Here is a 19,274-nt window from a genome sequence, read left to right as displayed (position 1 = left end):
GGACGAATAAAATGGCATTATTTGAAAGTTATGAAAGAAGAATTAATCAGATTACACCAGTACTTGAAAAGTATGGCATGAAGACTATAGAAGAAGCTAAAGCTGTTTGTGATGAAAAGGGAATAGATGTTTACAATATAGTTAAATCAACTCAGCCAATATGTTTTGAGAATGCTTGTTGGGCCTACATATTAGGGGCTGCAATAGCTATAAAAAAAGGTGCTACTAAAGCAGCTGAAGCTGCAGAAGTTTTAGGAGAAGGTCTACAAGCTTTCTGTATCCCAGGATCAGTTGCGGATGATAGAAAAGTTGGCTTAGGACATGGAAACTTAGCAGCCATGCTACTTAGAGAAGAAACTAAATGTTTTGCATTTTTAGCAGGACATGAATCTTTTGCTGCTGCAGAAGGAGCAATTAAAATTGCTGAAAAAGCTAACAAAGTTAGACAAGAACCATTAAGAGTTATATTAAACGGTCTTGGAAAAGATGCTGCTTATGTAATTTCTAGAATTAATGGTTTTACATATGTTGAAACTAAATTTGATTATTTTACCGGAAAATTAGAAGTAGTTAGAGAAGTTGCTTTCTCAAAGGGTCCAAGAGCAAAAGTTAAATGCTATGGTTCAGATGATGTTAGAGAAGGTGTTGCAATAATGCACAAAGAGGGAGTTGACGTATCAATAACTGGTAACTCAACTAATCCAACAAGATTCCAACATCCAGTTGCTGGAACATACAAAAAAGAATGTGTTGAACAAGGCAAGAAGTATTTCTCAGTTGCATCAGGTGGTGGTACTGGAAGAACTCTTCACCCAGATAACATGGCAGCAGGTCCAGCTTCATATGGTATGACAGATACTATGGGAAGAATGCACTCAGATGCTCAATTTGCTGGTTCTTCATCTGTTCCAGCTCACGTTGAAATGATGGGTCTAATTGGAATGGGGAATAACCCAATGGTAGGAGCTTCAGTTGCAGTAGCAGTTGCCATTGAGGAAGCATTAAATAAATAACAAAAATGTAATAATATCTTCATTTATAGTGTCTCTACATTAATTTTAGAGACACTATTTTATAATATTAAAAAAATTCAAAAAATTTTTAAAATTCATAGTGACAATTGCTTGTAAACATATTATAATAATAGAAACATAAAGTTTGTGATTTTAGAGAATATAATAATTGCAAATAAAAATCTAAGGAAGGAAGTGGTCTTTATGAAAACAATGGGAAAAGATACGAATTATGAAGATAGCAAAAAAGATGTCGATACTAAAAAAGTAAAAACTGAAAAGAAAGATTCTTCTAGGTTTTTATTTGACATGATAGGAAGAATAATTCCAAAAGGTTAATGATTTTTATATAAGCAACAGCAGAATGATAAACTCTGCTGTCTTTTTTTTATATAATATTAATAAAAATAGTTACAAATTTGAAAAAACGATATATAATCATATATGCAGGTTATAATACAAAATTTATTAATCTTAACGGATTAACTTCAAAATCCATATGAAGTTATGAAGGATTTGCATTCAATTTAATATGGAATTATTAACAAATTATGAAATTTTATGATGATGGATGGGAGCAAATTATATGGAAAAATTATTAAGTACTTTAGTTGAAAACAATGTAAAATATGCAGTTGAAGGAAAAGTAGCTTCATACATACCAGAGTTAAATAAAGCTGATTCTATGAGTCTTGGAATATGTGTTACGACATTAGATGGAGAAGAACATTGTGCAGGAAAATATGAAGAAAAGTTTACAATTCAAAGTATTTCTAAAGTTATCACATTAATGTTGGCTATTTTAGATAATGGTAGAGAAAACGTTTTTAAGAAAGTTGGAATGGAACCAACTGCAGATGCTTTTAATTCTATAATAAATTTAGAAACTAAAAATCCACATAGACCTTTAAATCCCATGATAAACTCAGGAGCTATTGCAACAGTTTCCTTGATTGAAGGAGAAAATAGGGACAAGATTTTTGAAAGAATTTTGAAATTTACTAGAAAAATAACAGGTAATCCGGAGATAAATATTGATGAAGATGTGTATAATTCTGAGAGAAAAACAGGAGATAGAAACAGAGCATTAGCTTATTTTATGAAAAGTACAGGAATAATAGATGGGGATGTAGAGGAAGTGCTGGATGTTTATTTCAAGCAGTGTTCTATAAAGGCAAACTGTAGAGATATATCTAGAATAGGAGCGGTACTAGCTAATAATGGCGTTTTACCTTGGAATGGAGAAAGGGTAATACCTGGTTATGTAGCCAGGATTGTCAAAACTATAATGGTTACCTGTGGAATGTATGATGCATCTGGAGATATAGCAGTAAATGTAGGTGTGCCATGTAAAAGTGGTGTAGGTGGTGGTATACTTGCTGCAGTTCCTATGAGAATGGGGATAGGTGTATTTGGACCAGCTCTTGATACTAAAGGTAATAGCATTGCAGGAGTAAAGATTTTAGAGGAGTTGTCAAAGGAATTAGACTTAAGTATATTTTAAAATAATTAATAAGTTATTTAGTTGAATTTTATATTATAAAGGGATTGTATTTGAAATTGTAAAATATCATATACAATCTCTTTTATTACAATTTATTTATATAATAATTTAAGGCTAATTCTATTGATATATAATAAATTAGAGTGATTAGCTTGCTTTTACATTATGAGTTTTATAATTTATAATAAAAGAATGATTTAGTTGACTTATTTGATGATAATATATTTAAAAAAATAGATGATGGTGAAGTAAGATGTTATAATATTAAGGTCAAAGAAAAAACACGACAGATATAAGAAAGAAACAAGGTGATACTACAGTTAAAAGTATTTTTGTTTTTATAATTAAGATTCTAATTGGTGCAGAAATCCAACTTGACAGATTGAAAAATTAATATAAATTTAGGTGAAGTTCTAGTATCAATTAGAAGGATGAAAGTAATAAAATTTTGGAAATAGACTTGATTTAAGAAAAAAAGACAAGAATATTAAGATAAGAATAGAAGATATAAATATGGAGGTAGGTTTACATGGCAAAAGAGAAGTTGTTAATACTGGATGGTAATAGTTTAATGAATAGAGCTTTTTATGCATTGCCACCATTAACAAATTCAGAAGGTTTACATACAAATGCAATATATGGATTTATTACAATGCTTTTAAAGATGAAAGAGGAAATAGAGCCCAATTATATAGTATCCACTTTTGATAGAAGTGCTCCAACGTTTAGGCATAATGAATATAAAGAATATAAAGCTGGAAGAAAAAAAATGCCGCCAGAATTGGCAGAACAGTTTCCAGTTGTTAAAGAGGTCTTAGAATTGTTTTCTATCAATATTTTCGAAATAGATGGGTTTGAGGCAGATGATTTAATAGGAACTCTTTCTACATTTTTAGAAAAAAAAGATATTGAGGTTTATATAGTGACGGGAGATAGAGATGCTCTGCAGCTTGCTTCTGATAACATTAAGGTCGTAATAACTAAAAAAGGAATTACAGAAAAAGAGATATATGATGGAAAAAGAATGATTGAAGAATATGGAGTTACTTCAGAACAGTTCATTGATGTAAAAGGGCTTATGGGAGATTCTTCTGATAATATACCAGGAGTTCCAGGTATAGGTGAGAAAACAGCTTTTAAACTTATAAAAGAGTATGGAAGCATAGAAAATGTTCTTAATAATATAGATAATATTAGTGGTAAAAAAATAAAAGAAAATTTATTACAATATAGTGAGCAGGCTATATTTAGTAAAAAATTAGCAACAATTATGAAGGATGTTCCTATTGAGATAGACTTTGATTCTATAAAATCAAAAGAAAAATATAATGCGGAAGAACTTAGAAAGCTATTTATAAAGCTTCAATTTAAATCTTTGATTGATAAGATTCAAGGAGTGTCACAAGAAGACATAAATATAGGGTCAGAAAACAGCGAAATGGAAAAAGATGCTAATTTTAAAAATATTAATGATTTAAGTGATCTTAAGGTACTTACAGAAGAAATACTATCTCAATGTAAGAACAAAGATGAAATTTTGTATGTTAACTTTAAGATAATGAATGCTAATATTTATTCTAAAAATTGCATAGAAAAAATATTTATAAGCATTAGAGAAAATAATTATGTCGTAGAATTAAAGCTTCTCATGGATGGCGATGAAAGTGAAACACTAAGACTGCTTAAAGAAATATTTGAAGATCAGGATATACAAAAGATAAGTCATGATATTAAAATTCCTTACACTATATTCTGTAAGATGGGAATAGATTTTAGAGGAATAAAATTTGATACAAAGATAGCTGCATATCTAATTGATTCTTCAAGAGGTAAATATGAACTTGAAGATATCATAGAAAGCTATCTACAAATTCTGATTAATGGTGATGAATTACAGAAACAGATTAAAGAAACAGCTATTTTGAATAAAGTATATGAATGTTTAGAGCCAAGTATAAGAGAAGCATATATGGAGGAGCTTTTATATAAAGTTGAACTTCCACTTACAGAGGTGCTAGCAGGCATAGAATACGAAGGGTTTAAAGTAGACACTGAAAAGTTAATGGAGCTTGGAGAAAAGTTTAAAATCGAAATAGATAATATGCAAAAAGAGATATATGAAATATCAGGAGAAGAGTTTAATATAAATTCTCCTAAACAATTAGGTAAGATATTGTTCGAGAAGCTTGATTTGCCTGTAATTAAAAAAACGAAAACAGGATATTCCACGAATGCAGAGGTTCTAGAAGAGCTTTCAGATAAACATCCGGTAATAGAAAAAATAATGTATTATAGACAACTAACGAAACTTCATTCAACGTATATTGAGGGATTAAAGGCAGTAGTAGATGAAGATGGTAAAATACACTCAAGCTTTAATCAAACAGTTACAACTACAGGAAGGTTGTCAAGTACAGAACCTAACTTGCAAAACATACCAATAAAATATGAAATGGGAAGAGAAATAAGAAAGGTTTTTATACCAGAGAACGATAACTCGGTTATACTTTCTGCAGACTATTCACAAATAGAACTTAGAGTGCTTGCTCACATGGCTGATGATGAGAATTTAATAGATGCTTTTATAAACCATAGTGATATCCATACTAAAACTGCATCAGAAGTATTTAATGTTCCTATAAATGAAGTTACCTCTATTCAAAGAAGTAATGCTAAGGCTGTAAATTTTGGTATAGTTTATGGTATAGGAGACTTTAGCTTAGCAAAGGATTTGAAGATATCTAGGAAGGAAGCTAAAAATTATATAGATACATATTTTGAAAGATATCCAGGCGTAAAAGAATATTTAGATGGAGCAATTGAGCAGGCAAAAGAAAAGCTTTATGTAACAACCGTTATGAATAGAAGAAGGTTTATACCAGAAATAAAGGCTTCTAATAAAATGGTAAGATCATTTGGAGAAAGGCTAGCTATGAATACTCCCATTCAAGGAAGTGCTGCAGATATCATAAAACTTGCTATGGTTAATGTGTATAATGAACTAAAAGATAGAAAGTTGAAAAGTAAATTAATACTTCAGGTTCATGATGAGTTGATATTGAATGTATATAATGATGAATTAGAGGAAGTAAAAGATATAGTGAAAAAGGAGATGGAAGAAGTTTTAGATTTAAGAGTACCACTTGAAGTTGATATCAATATAGGGAAAAATTGGTATGAAGCTAAATAAGTAGATATATAATATGTTTAGAGTAATTTATATACCAAATAAAATTACTCTAACTTAATTTTATATTAAAAGAGGGGTTATGGTATGCTTAAAATAGGACTTACTGGAGGTATTGGAAGTGGGAAGAGTACGATATCTAATATATTAAAGAAAAAGAATTTTATTGTCATAGATGCAGACATTGTGGCAAGAGATGTACTAAGGATTTATCCAGAGATATTTGAAAATATAAGAAAAGAATTTGGAGAAGAGTTTTTTGATGAAAAGAAAGAATTAAAAAGAAAAGAGTTTGGTAATTATATATTTTCCAAGGATGATAGAAGAAAAAAATATGAAGATATGATAATGCCTTTTATAAGGAAACGTATATGTGATCTTATAGAAAAGTACCAGAGAGAAGGGGTTGAAGTATGCTTTCTTGATGGAGCTACTATAATTGAAAATAATCTTCATAAGTATATGGATATTAATATACTTGTTTGGGTTGATTCAGAAACCCAATTACATAGAGTGAGTAAAAGGGATAATCTAACAGAACAGCAGGTTATTAATAGAGTTAACTCACAAATGTCCTTAGAAGATAAGAAAGAATTTGTTGATTACATAATAGATAATTCAAAAAGCTTAGATAATACTAAAAGAGAAGTGAATGAAACTTTAAAGAAAATTGGTGAAAAATATAGGGGGGTGGAGTGTCTTAAAATATAGATTGTTTAAGGCACAAAGTATATTGAAGATTATAAGACGTGTGTTACTATTTATAGTATTCGTTGTACTGATAATGAACGTTAAAAACATAGTAAAAGAATTTTTTCCATATAAATATTCAAACTATATAGTTAAATACTCACAAACATATGCTTTAGATCCCTATTTGGTTGCTGCCGTTATAAAAACTGAAAGTAATTTTCAGGAGGGAGCAAGGTCTAACAAAAATGCTTATGGTCTTATGCAAATAACTCCAGATACGGCAGAGTGGGCAGCAGAAAAGATGGAGGTCAAAAATTTTAGTGTTACTATGTTGAATGATCCGGAATTTAATATTAGAATGGGATGTTGGTACCTAAACAATCTAAGAGAAGAATTTGATGGAAATATGGAATTGGTATTAGCTGCATATAATGGTGGTAGAGGAAATGTTCAAAAATGGTTGAAAAGTTCTGATCATTCAGCTGATGGCAAGAATCTTCATTACATACCATTTAAAGAGACGGATAAGTATGTAAAAAAAGTTAAAGTTAACTATAGTGTTTACAAATATTTATATGACAAAGAAGAAAAGAAATCTATAGGAACAACTATAGATATAGCTTATCAATACTTTAAGCTTATTAATTGACCAGGCATTTGCTAGTTGACAATTATTAAAAATATAATATAATAATATATGTGAGATGCGAGAGTGGCGGAATCGGCAGACGCGCACGTTTGAGGGGCGTGTGGGAGACCGTACGGGTTCAAGTCCCGTCTTTCGCACCATTTAAAAGTGTATAATTTCTGGAATATTTGTCAAGCTTTATATTTGGAACCTACATTACAACTACGGGAGTTCAAGAGACTAGATGAGGATATGTACTTTTTAGTGAGACCTTTAACGGCATTTAAAGCGATAGAGACATCTGTGCGAACGACCCACCTATCTTCGATAGGTGTCCAAATTAAAGCAACGGTATTTTGGATTTTAATTTAATTAAGTTATTAAGCCACCTAGTATAGGTGGCTTTTGCTTTGAAGATTATGATTAATTCAAATAGCTGTATGACACGAGAAATAAGTAATTTAAGATATACTTGTTTGGAGGTAGAGATTATTGAAAATATTAATTATAAAATCAAAGGATTCATCAAGATTTTATCAAGGAAATTCATATATAAGAACGGATGGGATATTTGCGACAGAAAGATTTATACCTAATTTAGAATTTATTATTAATAATAAGCTAATAGAGAATAATGAAGCTCAAGAATCATATTTCAATTGTAAAAGTGTACGGAAAATTGAATTACCAAGTACTTATCCAATATTGATAGATGATCCTTCTGAGTATTTGCCTGAAAAATTTGAAGAGCATGACTTAGTGATAGCTTTAGGAATACATGAGGATATACTAATGGAACTCCCTAAAATTATAAAGAAAAGTGAAGGAAAAGCTTTGATAGTACCTTTAGAAAGTAGAGAATGGCTGACTAAATGGGTAAGAGAAAAGACTATAGAAGAATGTAAAAAATATAATATTCAATATGCATTTCCTAAGCCCTTTTGTTCATTAGAATTTGGTGAATTTGATGTAATAAATCAGTTTATAAATAAATATAGACTAGGAAAACCTAAATTTAGGCTTCAAATAGATAAGGAAAAAGTTATTATTAAAGCGGAAGTGTTAATTAATACACCCTGTGGAAATCTTTATGATATAGAAAAAGAATTATGTGGAAAGAAGTTGGGCGAGGAAGCTAGAGAAGTGGTTGCAAGATACTGGCATAAATTCTCTTGTCTTGGAGACGTACATATAGATCCAGAAGTAGGAGATACTATTGTTCATATAGGTGGGCATATACATTATAGTGCTATAGATACTTCTGATATAACCGAGTAGAATAATATAATATGCAAAAAGGCCAGAAAGTATTTCTGGTCTTTTTATATATAAAAATATTAGATATACTTTTAGGGTTGAAGACTATTTTTTATTTTGTCTAGATTGCTGGTTAAGTTGTTTAGCTTCTTCAAGATTAGAATTGCCTACTCCGCTAGTCATTCCAGCACCAACACTGCTGCTCATACCATTGCCAGATGTATAAGCTTGATGTGATTGTTGGTTAAGCTGTCTAGTTTCTTCTAAAGCAGAGTCGTTTACTCCGCTAGTCATATTTCCAGAGGATATATTTCCTTGTCTAGATTGTTGATTAAGCTTTTTTGCCTCTTCTAAAGCTTTGTTGTTATCCATAAAAAAATCTCCCTTCAGAAAATAAATATTTTGATTAATTAAATTCCCAGCTGTGAATCCATTAAATATGATACCCATATGAAGATATAGTATGCTATGATTTCATATGCAGTAAAAACCATAAATGGAAAATTGGTTTAATTTTATAAAATCATTTTTATTTGGATTATTTTATGTTATATTGTTCATAATGATAAAGCTTATATGTTTCAGATATAAGAAAACTGTATAATGCAAATGAAATAAAAAACCATAGTTTGTCAGATTGATCACTTTTAAAGCAATAATTGATAGTGAGGTGAGTGGAATAGTGAATATGACGAATAATATTCCTAATATGATTTTAATTGGTTCAACTTCTAGAAACAGTGGAAAAACTACTCTTGCAAGCTTAATAATAAATAAATATAAATTAAATAGACCGGTAGTAGCATTAAAAGTAACAACTATTCAAGAAAAAAACGGAAAATGTATACATGGAGGAGAAGGTTGTGGAGTGTGTTCGAGTTTAAAGGGAGATTTTGAGATAGTTGAGGAATTAAATGCAGTTAATAATAAGGATACCTCCTTGTTATTAGCCGCGGGAGCAGAGAAGGTTTACTGGTTAAAAACCTTAAAGAATAGAATGTATGAAGCATTTGAAGCATTTGCTGCGCAAATACCTGAAAATGCTCTTATAGTATGTGAATCAAATAGCTTGCGTAAAGTTGTTAATCCAGGTGTTTTTGTTATGGTGAAAAACTCCAAAGATAGTCAAATAAAAAAATCGGCAAGTGAGGTTATAGAGAAAGCTGATATAATTATAGAAAATAAATTTTGTGATAACTTTGAAAAAGAAATAGAAGAAATAGTTAATAGGGCAAGTTTAACAGTAGTGTAAAAATTTTTGTATAAATATTTGAATTATTCTCTAGTGCATTTTTGGTTCAGAATAGAATTTTACAAATTTAGTTTAAGAAATATATATATAATTTAAGTTAATATATACTAATTTTAAAGGAATCTATAAATTCATGACGAATAATATAAATAATTACATTAAGATTAAGTAATTTATAGAAGGTTCTACAAATTATGGAGTTTTTACAAAAAAACTAGAAATATCAAAAGGTGTTACAATTTGACTATAAAACGTCATAAGCTTACAATAACTGTATATGGGTATTCATGTATGATAATAGATTTAATATAGGTTATTTGATATAGATAAACAACCTATATTCTAGATTTATACATTGTTAGCAGGTATGCAATCACTTCATTGTATGGATCTAACATTCGAATTGGATATCTATATGTACATTTGTTAATAACTTAACGTAGAATGAATTTTTATGTTAAGTTATTCTTCAAAAAGAAGAAGGGGGGAAATTATCAATGGAAAAAAAGGTATTAACAGTATGCCCTTATTGCGGCGGGGGATGTCAGTTATATTTAGTTGTTGAGGATGACAAAATAGTAAGAGCTGAGCCAGCTGATGGAAGAACTAATCAGGGAAACTTATGTCTTAAGGGACTCTATGGATGGGATTATTTAAATGATCCACAACTTCTAACGGCTAGGTTGAAGAAACCTATGATAAGAAAGAATGGAGAATTGGAAGAGGTTTCTTGGAACGAGGCTATTGGATTTGTTGCCGACAAACTAACAGCTATAAAAGAAAAGTATGGTCCAGATGCTATTATGGGAACTGGTTCTGCAAGAGGACCAGGAAATGAAGCTAATTATATAATGCAAAAATTTATGAGGGCAGTAATTGGAACTAATAATGTAGACCACTGTGCTAGAGTTTGACATGCTCCTTCAGTAGCCGGTCTGGCTTACTCATTAGGAAATGGTGCTATGTCTAATTCTATACCAGAAATAGAGGATACAGATTTATTATTCATATTTGGATACAATGGTGCGGATTCTCATCCAATTGTTGCAAGAAGAATAGTTAGAGCTAAAGAAAAAGGTGCTAAAATTATTACAACTGACCCGAGAGTAACAGAAACAGTAAGAATTTCTGATTTATGGTTACAATTAAAAGGTGGTACAAATATGGCATTAGTTAATGCTTGTGCTAATGTTTTGATAAATGAAGACCTTTACAATAAAGAATATGTTGAGAAATATACTGAAGGATTTGAGGAATATAAGGCTTTAGTGGAAAAATATACTCCAGAGTATGCAGAAAAAATAACTGGAGTTAGTGCAGCGAATATTAGAAAAGCTATGAGAGAATATGCTGCAGCTAAAAACGCTTTTATTCTTTACGGAATGGGTGTTTGTCAGTTCGGACAAGCTGTTGATGTAGTAAAAGGATTAGCTTCTTTGGCATTGTTAACTGGCAATTTTGGAAGGCCTAGTGTAGGTATTGGTCCTGTACGTGGTCAAAATAATGTTCAGGGTGCTTGTGATATGGGTGCACTTCCAAATGTATTCCCAGGATATCAAGATGTTACTAAGCCTGAAATAAGAACGAAATTTGAAAAAGCATGGGGGGTTAAACTTCCTGATAAGCCAGGATATAAGTTAACAGAAGTTCCTCATGCAGTATTACACGAAGACAAGATTAAAGCTTATTACATCTTCGGAGAGGATCCTGTTCAAAGTGATCCGAATGCTTCAGAAGTAAGAGAAACTTTAGATAAATTAGAATTTGTAGTGGTTCAGGATATTTTTATGAATAAAACTGCTCTTCATGCGGATGTAATTTTACCGGCTACTGCATGGGGGGAACATGATGGTGTTTATTCAGCTGCTGATCGTGGATTTGCAAGAATTAGAAAAGCAGTAGAACCAAAGGGAGATGTGAAACCTGATTGGCAGATTATATGTGAAGTAGCTACTGCTATGGGTTACCCAATGAGCTATAATAATACAGAAGAAATTTGGGATGAAATGAGAAGTCTTACTCCAAACTTTGCTGGAGCAAGTTATGAAATGATTGATAAGTACGGAAGCATTCAATGGCCTTGTCCTACAGAAGGCCATCTAGGAACACCATACTTATATAAAGGGAATGTGTTTAGTACCCCAAATAAAAAAGGTATCTTATTTGCTGCAGATTGGAGAGCTCCTCAAGAATTAGAAGATGAAGAGTATCCACTTAGCTTATCAACGGTAAGAGAAGTTGGACATTATTCTGTAAGAACGATGACTGGAAACTGTCGTGCTCTTCAACAATTAGCAGATGAACCAGGATATGTACAAATGAGCATAGAAGATGCTGAAGACCTTGGAATAGAAGATCAAGAATTAGTAAGAATAAGTTCGCGTAGAGGAAGTGTAATAGCAAGAGCATTAGTTACAGACAGAGTTAAAAAAGGTGCTACTTATATGACTTATCAATGGTGGATAGGTGCATGTAATGAGCTTACTCTTGATAACTTAGATCCTATTTCAAAAACACCTGAATATAAATATTGTGCTGTAAAAGTTGAAAAAATTCAGGATCAGCAATGGGCAGAACAATATGTAAAAGATGAATATGATAGAATAAGAAAGCAGATGGGTGTAAAGTTTAACAAAAAACATAAAGACAAGGCTTTAATTTAATAATTTACAATCAATATTAATTCTGTATTATTAGCTATTTGTAGAGATTCATTAAGATTGGTATATAAAGTTAGGCAAAACTTGAATCAGCTGTAAGTGAAAAATTTGGCGGGTTCAAGTCTTGCTTATAAAACAATCTAAAAATATAATGTATAGGAAATAAGAAAGGAAATAAAAATGGTTGACGTAGATAATGCACTAAATATAATTTATGAAAATACAAAGGAAGCTGATTTAGAAAAAAAGGATATATTGTCTTGCCTTAATAAAGTTTTAGCAGAGAATATATATTCTCAAGACAATCTACCTCCTTTTGATAAGTCTGCAATGGATGGATATGCTATCAAAAGTGAATATACAAGAGGCTGTGGTACAGAAAAGAGTGTGAAGCTTGAAATTAGAGGAATAATAAGAGCAGGATATTATTGTGAAGATGAGTTGGAGGTTGGCCAAGCTTTTAAAATTATGACTGGAGCACCGTTACCTAAAGGAGCAGATGCTGTTATAGAAATTGAAAAGGTAAAAGTAGAAGGCAATATATTAATTATATCTGAAGAAGTAGATAAAGGTAATAATGTTATTAAGCTTGGGGAAGAAATTAAAGTTGGTGAGTTAGCACTAACTAAAGGAAGTAACATTAGACCAGTAGAAATAGGATTACTAGCATCTCTAGGATATAGTTCTATAAAAGTCTATAAAAGCCCTACAGTTGCTTTAATTATTACTGGAGATGAATTGGTTGACATAGATAGTGAACTTGAAAAGGGGAAAATTAGGAATAGTAATGAATATTCGTTAAAGGCTCTAATTAAAAATTCAGGTGCAGAGGCTTTATCCTTAGGAGTGGTTTCTGACGACAAAGATAATCTAAAAGAAAAAGTTAAGTATGCCTTAGAAAATGCAGATATAGTAATTACTTCAGGAGGAGCATCTGTTGGAGACTATGATTTTGTAGATGATGTGTTAAAGGAAATAGGCGCAGATGTAAAGTTTACTTCAGTAGCAATTAAACCTGGAAAACCGATAACTTTTGCCACTTATAAAGAAAAATTGTTTTTTGCTTTACCAGGTAATCCATCATCAATAATAACAGTTTTTGAAGGATTTGTTAAACCTGCAATTAGAAAAATTATGGGTAAGCAAGAGGAGGATATGGAAGAATTTCCTGTTATATTGGCAGAGGACTTTGAAGCCAAAATAGGAAGAAGAAAGTATGTTTATGTTGAAATTAAAGTGGATAATGGAAAATATTATGCTTATAAAGTAGGGTCTCAATGCTCTAATCATTTAATGACTATGAGCCGAGCTAATGGAATTGTTATTATACCTGAGGAATGTGGGAATGTTAAAGTTGGAGATGTTTTAAATGGAAAATTTATATTTAGATAGAAAACAAAAAACAACTATCATTTCTGTAATTGCAACTAAATCTGGTATGGGAAAGACAACTTTGATTGAAGCATTAATTAAGATTTTTAAAAGCAGAAATTATACTGTAGGGATATTAAAATATGATGTAAAAAAATTTGAAATAGATAAAGAGGGAAAGGACAGCTATAAGTTTAGTAAAGCTGGAGCTGATAATGTAATTATTGCTTCTGCTGAAAAATTAGCAATGATTCAAGTATTAAAAGAGAAAAAGACTATAGAAGAAATTGTTGATATCTTTGGAAATTTAGACATAGTGTTAATTGAGGGATTTAAAAATAATGTTTATCCTAAGATAGAAGTTCACAGAAAAGATATAGACAATAATTTGCTTTGTAGAAGGCCTGATTTTAGTGCTTTTAATTTTAAAGCTGTAGCTAGTGACGAAAAGCTAGCCGTAGATATTCCTGTTTTAAATTTGAATGATGTAGTTTCTATAGCAGATTTTATAGAAGATAACTTAATAAAAAGCAATAGTTTTTCAAGCACGGATATACATAGAAAATGATATTTTGAGGAAAAGATAACTTTTGATAAAAGATTTCCATTATGAATTAACTTTTAGAAATAGGCAGAGCAAAAATGTTCTGCCTATATAAATTATCAACAAATAGGTAGATGTCAAAATTAAGATTAATGGGGGGAGTAGAATGAAATTTAAAAAGTTATCCAAGATTCTTAAAAGCAAATCAGTGATATTAGGCAGCCATAAACTCAGGAAAGAAAAGTTTTGTGGTTCATGTAAGCTTTGCGTAAAAATTTGTGAGGAAATGAGTATAGGTGCAATAATAATGAAAAATATAGGTGTTTTTAATAAAGCAGATATAGTAAATGATCCATCGCGACAATGCATAGGTTGTATGATGTGTGTGGATGTATGTCCTAAAAATATAATTAAAAATATAGATAATGCTGGAGAAAGAGAAATATGGAACAAAAAATTTAAATTAGCAAGATGTGAAGAATGTGGAGAATACTATGCTGCAGAAGAATATATTAGATACGTATATAATAGAGCTGGAATAATTCCAGATAAATTCATATGTAAAAAGTGCAAGAGGAAATATAGTGCGAAAAATACTAAGAAGTATGTTTGTAAATTGTAATTAGCAGTTATAGATGAATGTAGCAAGCACTTAACTTATACTATAGGAATTATTAGTAATGTTTTGAATATACAAATATATTTTATAAGTTAAGTGTTGGCCTTAGTTATCTATAACTGCTAATTGGAAGCGCCTATTGACTAAAGCTATCTAAGTCTATATTGAATTTAGCTATCTTTCTGTAGATTGTGGCTTTCCCTATTTTTAGTAGACTAGCTGCTTGGATTGCATTACCATTACAATGTAGAAGGGCATCTCTTATGCACTGTTCTTCAATAACTTCTAATGGGAGAACTTCTTTTGTGGAATCAGACTTAGGAAGTGCTTTATGTGATGAGCTCTTTGTCTGTAAGTGTTTAGAAGTTATCATAGTTTCTTCACATAAATAATAAGATCTGTCAACAATATTTCTTAATTCCCTAAGGTTTCCTGCGAAACTATAGTTTTTAAGTTTTTCTATATAGGATGGATCAATATATTTTGGATTACAAGGATTTTTAGCGTTGAGTTTATTTATAAAGTATTGAGCAAAAAGTTCTATATCTTCTTTACGTTCTTCAAGAGGAATGAGTTGAAGGCTCATCACATTAAGTCTATAATACAAGTCTCCCCTAAAATTTTTATTTTCTATTTCTTCAGTTAATGTCCTGTTAGTGGCGGCTATTACTCTAACATCTATTGATTTTTCATATGTTCCACCTACGCGAGTAATCTTAAGATTATCAAGGACTCTAAGAAGTTTAGATTGTATATCTAATGGAAGTTCGCCAATTTCATCTAAAAATATTGTTCCACCTTCAGCAAGTTCAAATTTTCCGGCATAACCACCTTTAGATGCTCCAGTGAAGGCACCTTTTTCATATCCAAAAAGCTCACTTTCAACAAGTTCTCTAGGAATTGCAGCACAGTTAACCGCTACAAAGGGACCGCTTTGTCTGGAACTAAAGTTATGAATAGATTGAGCAAATACTTCCTTTCCGGTACCACTTTTTCCCTCTATAAGTATGTTACAGTTAGTTTTGGATGCTTTTTTAGCAAGTTCTATTATGCTTTTCATTTTTTCAGTTCTTGTGAGTATATCATCAAAAGTAAAGGAAGCCTTATATCCAACAACGTTATTGACCATTTTGTGAAGGTTTTTTGTATCCCTTATAGATAGAACTAAGCCTATATTTTTTCCGCGCAATCTCACCGGTATTATGTTTGTGGTGCATCTTATTTTAGTTCCATTAATTTCAAACATACATTCTTCGTTAAATTGTTTTTCACCTGTTAATAGAACTGAATTTAAAATTTCTTCTTTAAATATGGAATTTAAGTGCGTTTCGTACAATGTGTCTTCTTTTACTTCTAGTATTTTAAGTGCAGTAATATTAACTTTTTTAATCAAAAGATTTTCATCTGTAACAATTAGGCCCTCATAAACGGAATCAAAAATAGCCTGAAGTATAAAGGCAGATATGTCATATTCTAGTATGCTGTCCATATCAATTCTACACATATCACTAACTTCATCGAAGTAATCTGTCATCATATCCATAAGTAATTCCTCCTTAAAATAGTTATTATAAGATTAAATGATAAACGAAATTAACAATATCAGCTAAAATATTTAATGTATCTAAAGTATATCATTTTTTGAGAAAAAATTAAATACAATGAGTTTCAAAGTGAAAAAAATAATTTTAGTATCATTTTGAAACTAATTCGATTATCATTATGATAAAATAAATTCAAAAATTTTGATGAAATTAAATTAATATAAATATTTAGTTAAAATAGGAAAAATATTTTTAGAAGAGTCAACTTTTTATGAAAATAGTGTTATAATAATATATGTTTTAACATATATTGTTAATTTGATATAAATTATGTGGTTAGAACTCCTCGATTAAATAAGAGTTTTAGAATTGGTCTAAGGTATATAAAGTATTACTTTAGGCTAATTTTTTTGTAAAATCAATTTCTTTCTATTGAAAGTATAAAATTATTCAATACGAAAAAGTGAATGATACTATGCAGTATTTCTATCTAAGCTGCTTGAAAACTTGAGATTTACAGTAAATTGTGTTAATATTATGGTATTACATTTATATAATTTAATATGTTATTTAGTTTTAATAATTCTATGGGAGGGAATTATGAATAATAAATACTTAATAATTGATACGATGATACTTCCAGAAGTATTTGAAAAGGTTGTAAAAGTTAAAGAATTGATTAGAACTGGAAAAGTAAAAGATATATCTGAAGGTGTAAAACTAATAGGAATAAGTAGAAGTACTTACTATAAGTATAAAGATTCTGTATTTACTCTATCGGAAGGAATAGTTGGGCATAAAGTTACGCTAGGGCTAATTTTAGCGCATGAAGCAGGTACTTTATCTAAAATATTAGACAGGATAGCCTTAGATAAAGGAAATATACTAACCATTAACCAAGATATTCCAATAAATAATGCTGCAAGTGTTACTATAACATTTGATGCATCAAAGTTGGAGACAGAAATTAATACACTTGTTGAAGAATTAAAGTCTACAGAAAATGTAATTAAGGTAGATTTAATAGCAGTGGAATAAATTATTTTAGGCATAGAACCACACTTAAGTAATGATTTACTACTTAAGTGTGGTTTTATATCTACTTTAAATTTTATATTTCAAAGTAAAAATATAGGGAGTTGCTTAAAATAAAAGGAATTTATAATTTAATGTAGAATTTAAATGTTAACATGCTTTTAGAGGTGAGGTTATGTTAGAGGTTGAACTAAGGTTTGACGACATTTATATTTCGAGTATTAAAAAAGAAAATTTACTACAAATACAAAAATGGATGACAATGCAGAAGCAATTTGTAGATGATGACATGGGGTTAAAAGAATTGGAGGAAAGGTTTTTAGAAAGCTATATAAGTGAGTGTGAATTTTTTCTGAAAATAGACAAGAAAAATGAATTAATAGGTATTATAAAAGGACGAATGGAATTCAAAAATCCTAATGAGGTATGGATATGGTCTTTTTATATTGATGATAAGTATAAAAATACTACTATTAATAGTGAAACTATAAAGCAACTTTTAAACTATTTTTCGAAAGGGTATGGAATAGACATTTTTTATACAAGAATAATAAAAAATGATAGGGATAGTTTGCTCTTTTGGAAAATTATGGGATACAAACCCGTAAGAGTAGTAAAAGATTTTTATAGTATTAATGATAAATATATGGACATGTTAATTATGAAAAAACAGTAATATATAATTAATAGTAATAAATTAACCTTCAAGTAAATATTAATATATAGTAAAACATAACTTTTACAAATTAAATTTACAATTGTGAAGGTGAGGGGAAAAATTGAAATACACACGATATGATTTAAAAAGAGGTAAGGATAACAAAACCTTTTTTACTGTTATATTTTTAGTATTGATATTAGCATTTGTTTTTGGCACTATTATTTTTAAATTATTCATAAAAAGTCCCATTTCTTCAAATGCTAATACCACCGATGTAACACAAATATCAAATAGTAAAGACAAAAGTGAACCTTCAAATTCCATGTCAAATAGTCAAAGTACAAATTTTATAGCAGTACAAGGAGGTATATACAAAAGTAAAGAAAATGCTGATGCAGAAAAGGCTCTTTTATCACAATATGGCACTCCTTTTGCAGTAACTGATGGTGATAAGGTAAGGATGTTTTTAGGAATATATGCTGAGGAACAAGGGGAGAGGATTATAAAATCTCTTACAGAACAAAAAGTTGATAATTCAAAGATGTTATTTTCAGTAAATAATAAGGATTTATGTGATGCTGAAATATTAGAAATTATAAATGCAAACGTACAAATACTAAATAAGCTTGCAGAAAAAAATGTTAAAGCGATACAAACAGAAGAATTGAAAAAGTGGTGTTCAGCTTTGAAAAAAGTTGATAAGAATAGTAAAAATATTTCAGTGTTGAATGATATTAAGGAGCATGTAAATAAGTTGCCTAAAGAATTAACTAAGGAAAATGTGGAAGAAAATTATATATATATTTATGGTATATTAAAAAAGTTGAGCTCATAATAACAAAAATAAACAGTCAAAATTCTGACTGTTTATTTTCTTGCGCCAAAAACTATGTTATAAAAAATAAAATATGTAAATTATTTTAAAAAATTTTTAAACTATATTGCTACATACTTGTTTATAATTTTATTAAATGTTAAACTATATAGGATATATTATTAAGGTAGGGGATGCTTATGAGAGGGGCAGAGAAAAGCATAAGTTTCTTGTGGTTTGTTATATTTCTTGGGGCAGTATTTGGAAGCCTTATAGGTGACATACTTGGCAGTAGCTTAGGCATTTTAAGCTTTTTGAGGAATTCCTATTCTATAGGTATGTCAACGCCTATTGTACTAAATCTAAAAATTATGGTGTTAACATTAGGTTTAAACTTTAACATCAATATAATGACTATAATTGGTATAATTATGGCTATAATACTATACAGAAGATGTTAAAGATTTATACAACTAATTTAGGAAGTGATTT

Annotated in this window: 18 protein-coding genes and 1 tRNA gene; 17 read left to right on the top strand and 2 right to left on the bottom strand. The window is 30.0% G+C overall.

Annotated elements, in window-relative coordinates:
* The first annotated feature begins 11 nt into the window (after positions 1-11).
* The 8 genes from I6U48_RS09235 (at position 12) to I6U48_RS09205 (ending at position 8,303) form a co-directional block, all read left to right on the top strand.
* Positions 12-1,013, top strand: coding sequence for a GGGtGRT protein (locus I6U48_RS09235; protein WP_218320120.1), 1,002 nt, complete (start codon positions 12-14; stop codon positions 1,011-1,013).
* Between the two features lie 204 nt (positions 1,014-1,217).
* Positions 1,218-1,352: a hypothetical protein gene (locus I6U48_RS30055; protein WP_281421808.1), complete on the top strand. Its 135-nt coding sequence runs from the start codon at positions 1,218-1,220 to the stop codon at positions 1,350-1,352.
* Between the two features lie 247 nt (positions 1,353-1,599).
* Positions 1,600-2,517 carry a glutaminase A gene (glsA, locus tag I6U48_RS09230; protein ID WP_218320119.1) on the top strand — a complete coding sequence of 306 codons (918 nt, stop codon included), beginning with the start codon at positions 1,600-1,602 and terminating at the stop codon, positions 2,515-2,517.
* 529 nt (positions 2,518-3,046) lie between these two features.
* Positions 3,047-5,707, top strand: coding sequence for a DNA polymerase I (polA, locus tag I6U48_RS09225; protein ID WP_218320118.1), 2,661 nt, complete (start codon positions 3,047-3,049; stop codon positions 5,705-5,707).
* Between the two features lie 84 nt (positions 5,708-5,791).
* Positions 5,792-6,415 (top strand): dephospho-CoA kinase, encoded by a 624-nt coding sequence (coaE, locus tag I6U48_RS09220; protein WP_218320117.1) that lies wholly within the window; start codon positions 5,792-5,794, stop codon positions 6,413-6,415.
* A gap of 22 nt (positions 6,416-6,437) precedes the next feature.
* The gene (locus I6U48_RS09215) at positions 6,438-7,046 is read left to right on the top strand and encodes a lytic transglycosylase domain-containing protein (protein ID WP_218320153.1); all 609 of its coding nucleotides are present in this window, start codon (positions 6,438-6,440) and stop codon (positions 7,044-7,046) included.
* 57 nt (positions 7,047-7,103) lie between these two features.
* Positions 7,104-7,186 (top strand) — tRNA-Leu (locus I6U48_RS09210).
* Between the two features lie 331 nt (positions 7,187-7,517).
* Positions 7,518-8,303, top strand: coding sequence for a DUF166 domain-containing protein (locus tag I6U48_RS09205; protein WP_218320116.1), 786 nt, complete (start codon positions 7,518-7,520; stop codon positions 8,301-8,303).
* An 84-nt stretch (positions 8,304-8,387) separates the two neighbouring features.
* On the opposite strand, the gene I6U48_RS09200 is transcribed toward I6U48_RS09205, so the two are convergent.
* Positions 8,388-8,654, bottom strand: coding sequence for a hypothetical protein (locus I6U48_RS09200; RefSeq protein WP_218320115.1), 267 nt, complete (start codon positions 8,652-8,654; stop codon positions 8,388-8,390).
* A gap of 316 nt (positions 8,655-8,970) precedes the next feature.
* On the opposite strand from I6U48_RS09200, the gene I6U48_RS09195 reads away from it, so the two are divergent.
* From I6U48_RS09195 to I6U48_RS09175, 5 genes are all read left to right on the top strand, one after another.
* On the top strand, positions 8,971-9,534 hold the full coding sequence (locus tag I6U48_RS09195) for a hypothetical protein (RefSeq protein ID WP_218320152.1): 564 nt from the start codon (positions 8,971-8,973) through the stop codon (positions 9,532-9,534).
* Between the two features lie 497 nt (positions 9,535-10,031).
* The gene (gene fdhF, locus I6U48_RS09190) at positions 10,032-12,197 is read left to right on the top strand and encodes a formate dehydrogenase subunit alpha (protein WP_218320114.1); all 2,166 of its coding nucleotides are present in this window, start codon (positions 10,032-10,034) and stop codon (positions 12,195-12,197) included.
* A gap of 177 nt (positions 12,198-12,374) precedes the next feature.
* Complete coding sequence (locus tag I6U48_RS09185; RefSeq protein ID WP_218320113.1) at positions 12,375-13,586, top strand: molybdopterin molybdotransferase MoeA; 1,212 nt, start codon at positions 12,375-12,377, stop codon at positions 13,584-13,586.
* Positions 13,564-14,133: a molybdopterin-guanine dinucleotide biosynthesis protein B gene (mobB, locus tag I6U48_RS09180; protein WP_218320112.1), complete on the top strand. Its 570-nt coding sequence runs from the start codon at positions 13,564-13,566 to the stop codon at positions 14,131-14,133. The genes I6U48_RS09185 and mobB overlap by 23 nt, the downstream gene beginning before the upstream one ends.
* 142 nt (positions 14,134-14,275) lie before the next feature.
* Positions 14,276-14,731: a 4Fe-4S dicluster domain-containing protein gene (locus I6U48_RS09175; protein ID WP_218320111.1), complete on the top strand. Its 456-nt coding sequence runs from the start codon at positions 14,276-14,278 to the stop codon at positions 14,729-14,731.
* Positions 14,732-14,864: 133 nt separating this feature from the next.
* Here I6U48_RS09175 and I6U48_RS09170 read toward each other — a convergent pair whose 3' ends face one another.
* A complete protein-coding gene (locus I6U48_RS09170; RefSeq protein WP_246615270.1) occupies positions 14,865-16,232 on the bottom strand; it encodes a sigma-54 interaction domain-containing protein in 1,368 nt (455 codons plus the stop codon).
* A gap of 640 nt (positions 16,233-16,872) precedes the next feature.
* On the opposite strand from I6U48_RS09170, the gene I6U48_RS09165 reads away from it, so the two are divergent.
* The 4 genes from I6U48_RS09165 (at position 16,873) to I6U48_RS09150 (ending at position 19,243) form a co-directional block, all read left to right on the top strand.
* Positions 16,873-17,310 (top strand): ACT domain-containing protein, encoded by a 438-nt coding sequence (locus I6U48_RS09165; RefSeq protein WP_218320110.1) that lies wholly within the window; start codon positions 16,873-16,875, stop codon positions 17,308-17,310.
* Positions 17,311-17,482: 172 nt separating this feature from the next.
* Entirely contained in the window at positions 17,483-17,983 is a 501-nt protein-coding gene (locus I6U48_RS09160; protein WP_218320109.1) for a GNAT family N-acetyltransferase, read from the top strand.
* A 103-nt stretch (positions 17,984-18,086) separates the two neighbouring features.
* The gene (locus tag I6U48_RS09155; protein ID WP_218320108.1) at positions 18,087-18,803 is read left to right on the top strand and encodes a hypothetical protein; all 717 of its coding nucleotides are present in this window, start codon (positions 18,087-18,089) and stop codon (positions 18,801-18,803) included.
* 179 nt (positions 18,804-18,982) lie between these two features.
* A complete protein-coding gene (locus I6U48_RS09150) occupies positions 18,983-19,243 on the top strand; it encodes a DUF4321 domain-containing protein (protein WP_218320107.1) in 261 nt (86 codons plus the stop codon).
* The last annotated feature ends 31 nt before the right edge of the window (positions 19,244-19,274 follow it).

Origin of the sequence: Clostridium thailandense, assembly GCF_019207025.1 — a bacterium.
Taxonomy (GTDB): Bacteria; Bacillota; Clostridia; order Clostridiales; family Clostridiaceae; genus Clostridium_AM; species Clostridium_AM thailandense.
This window is presented reverse-complemented; position numbering and strand designations above follow the sequence as displayed.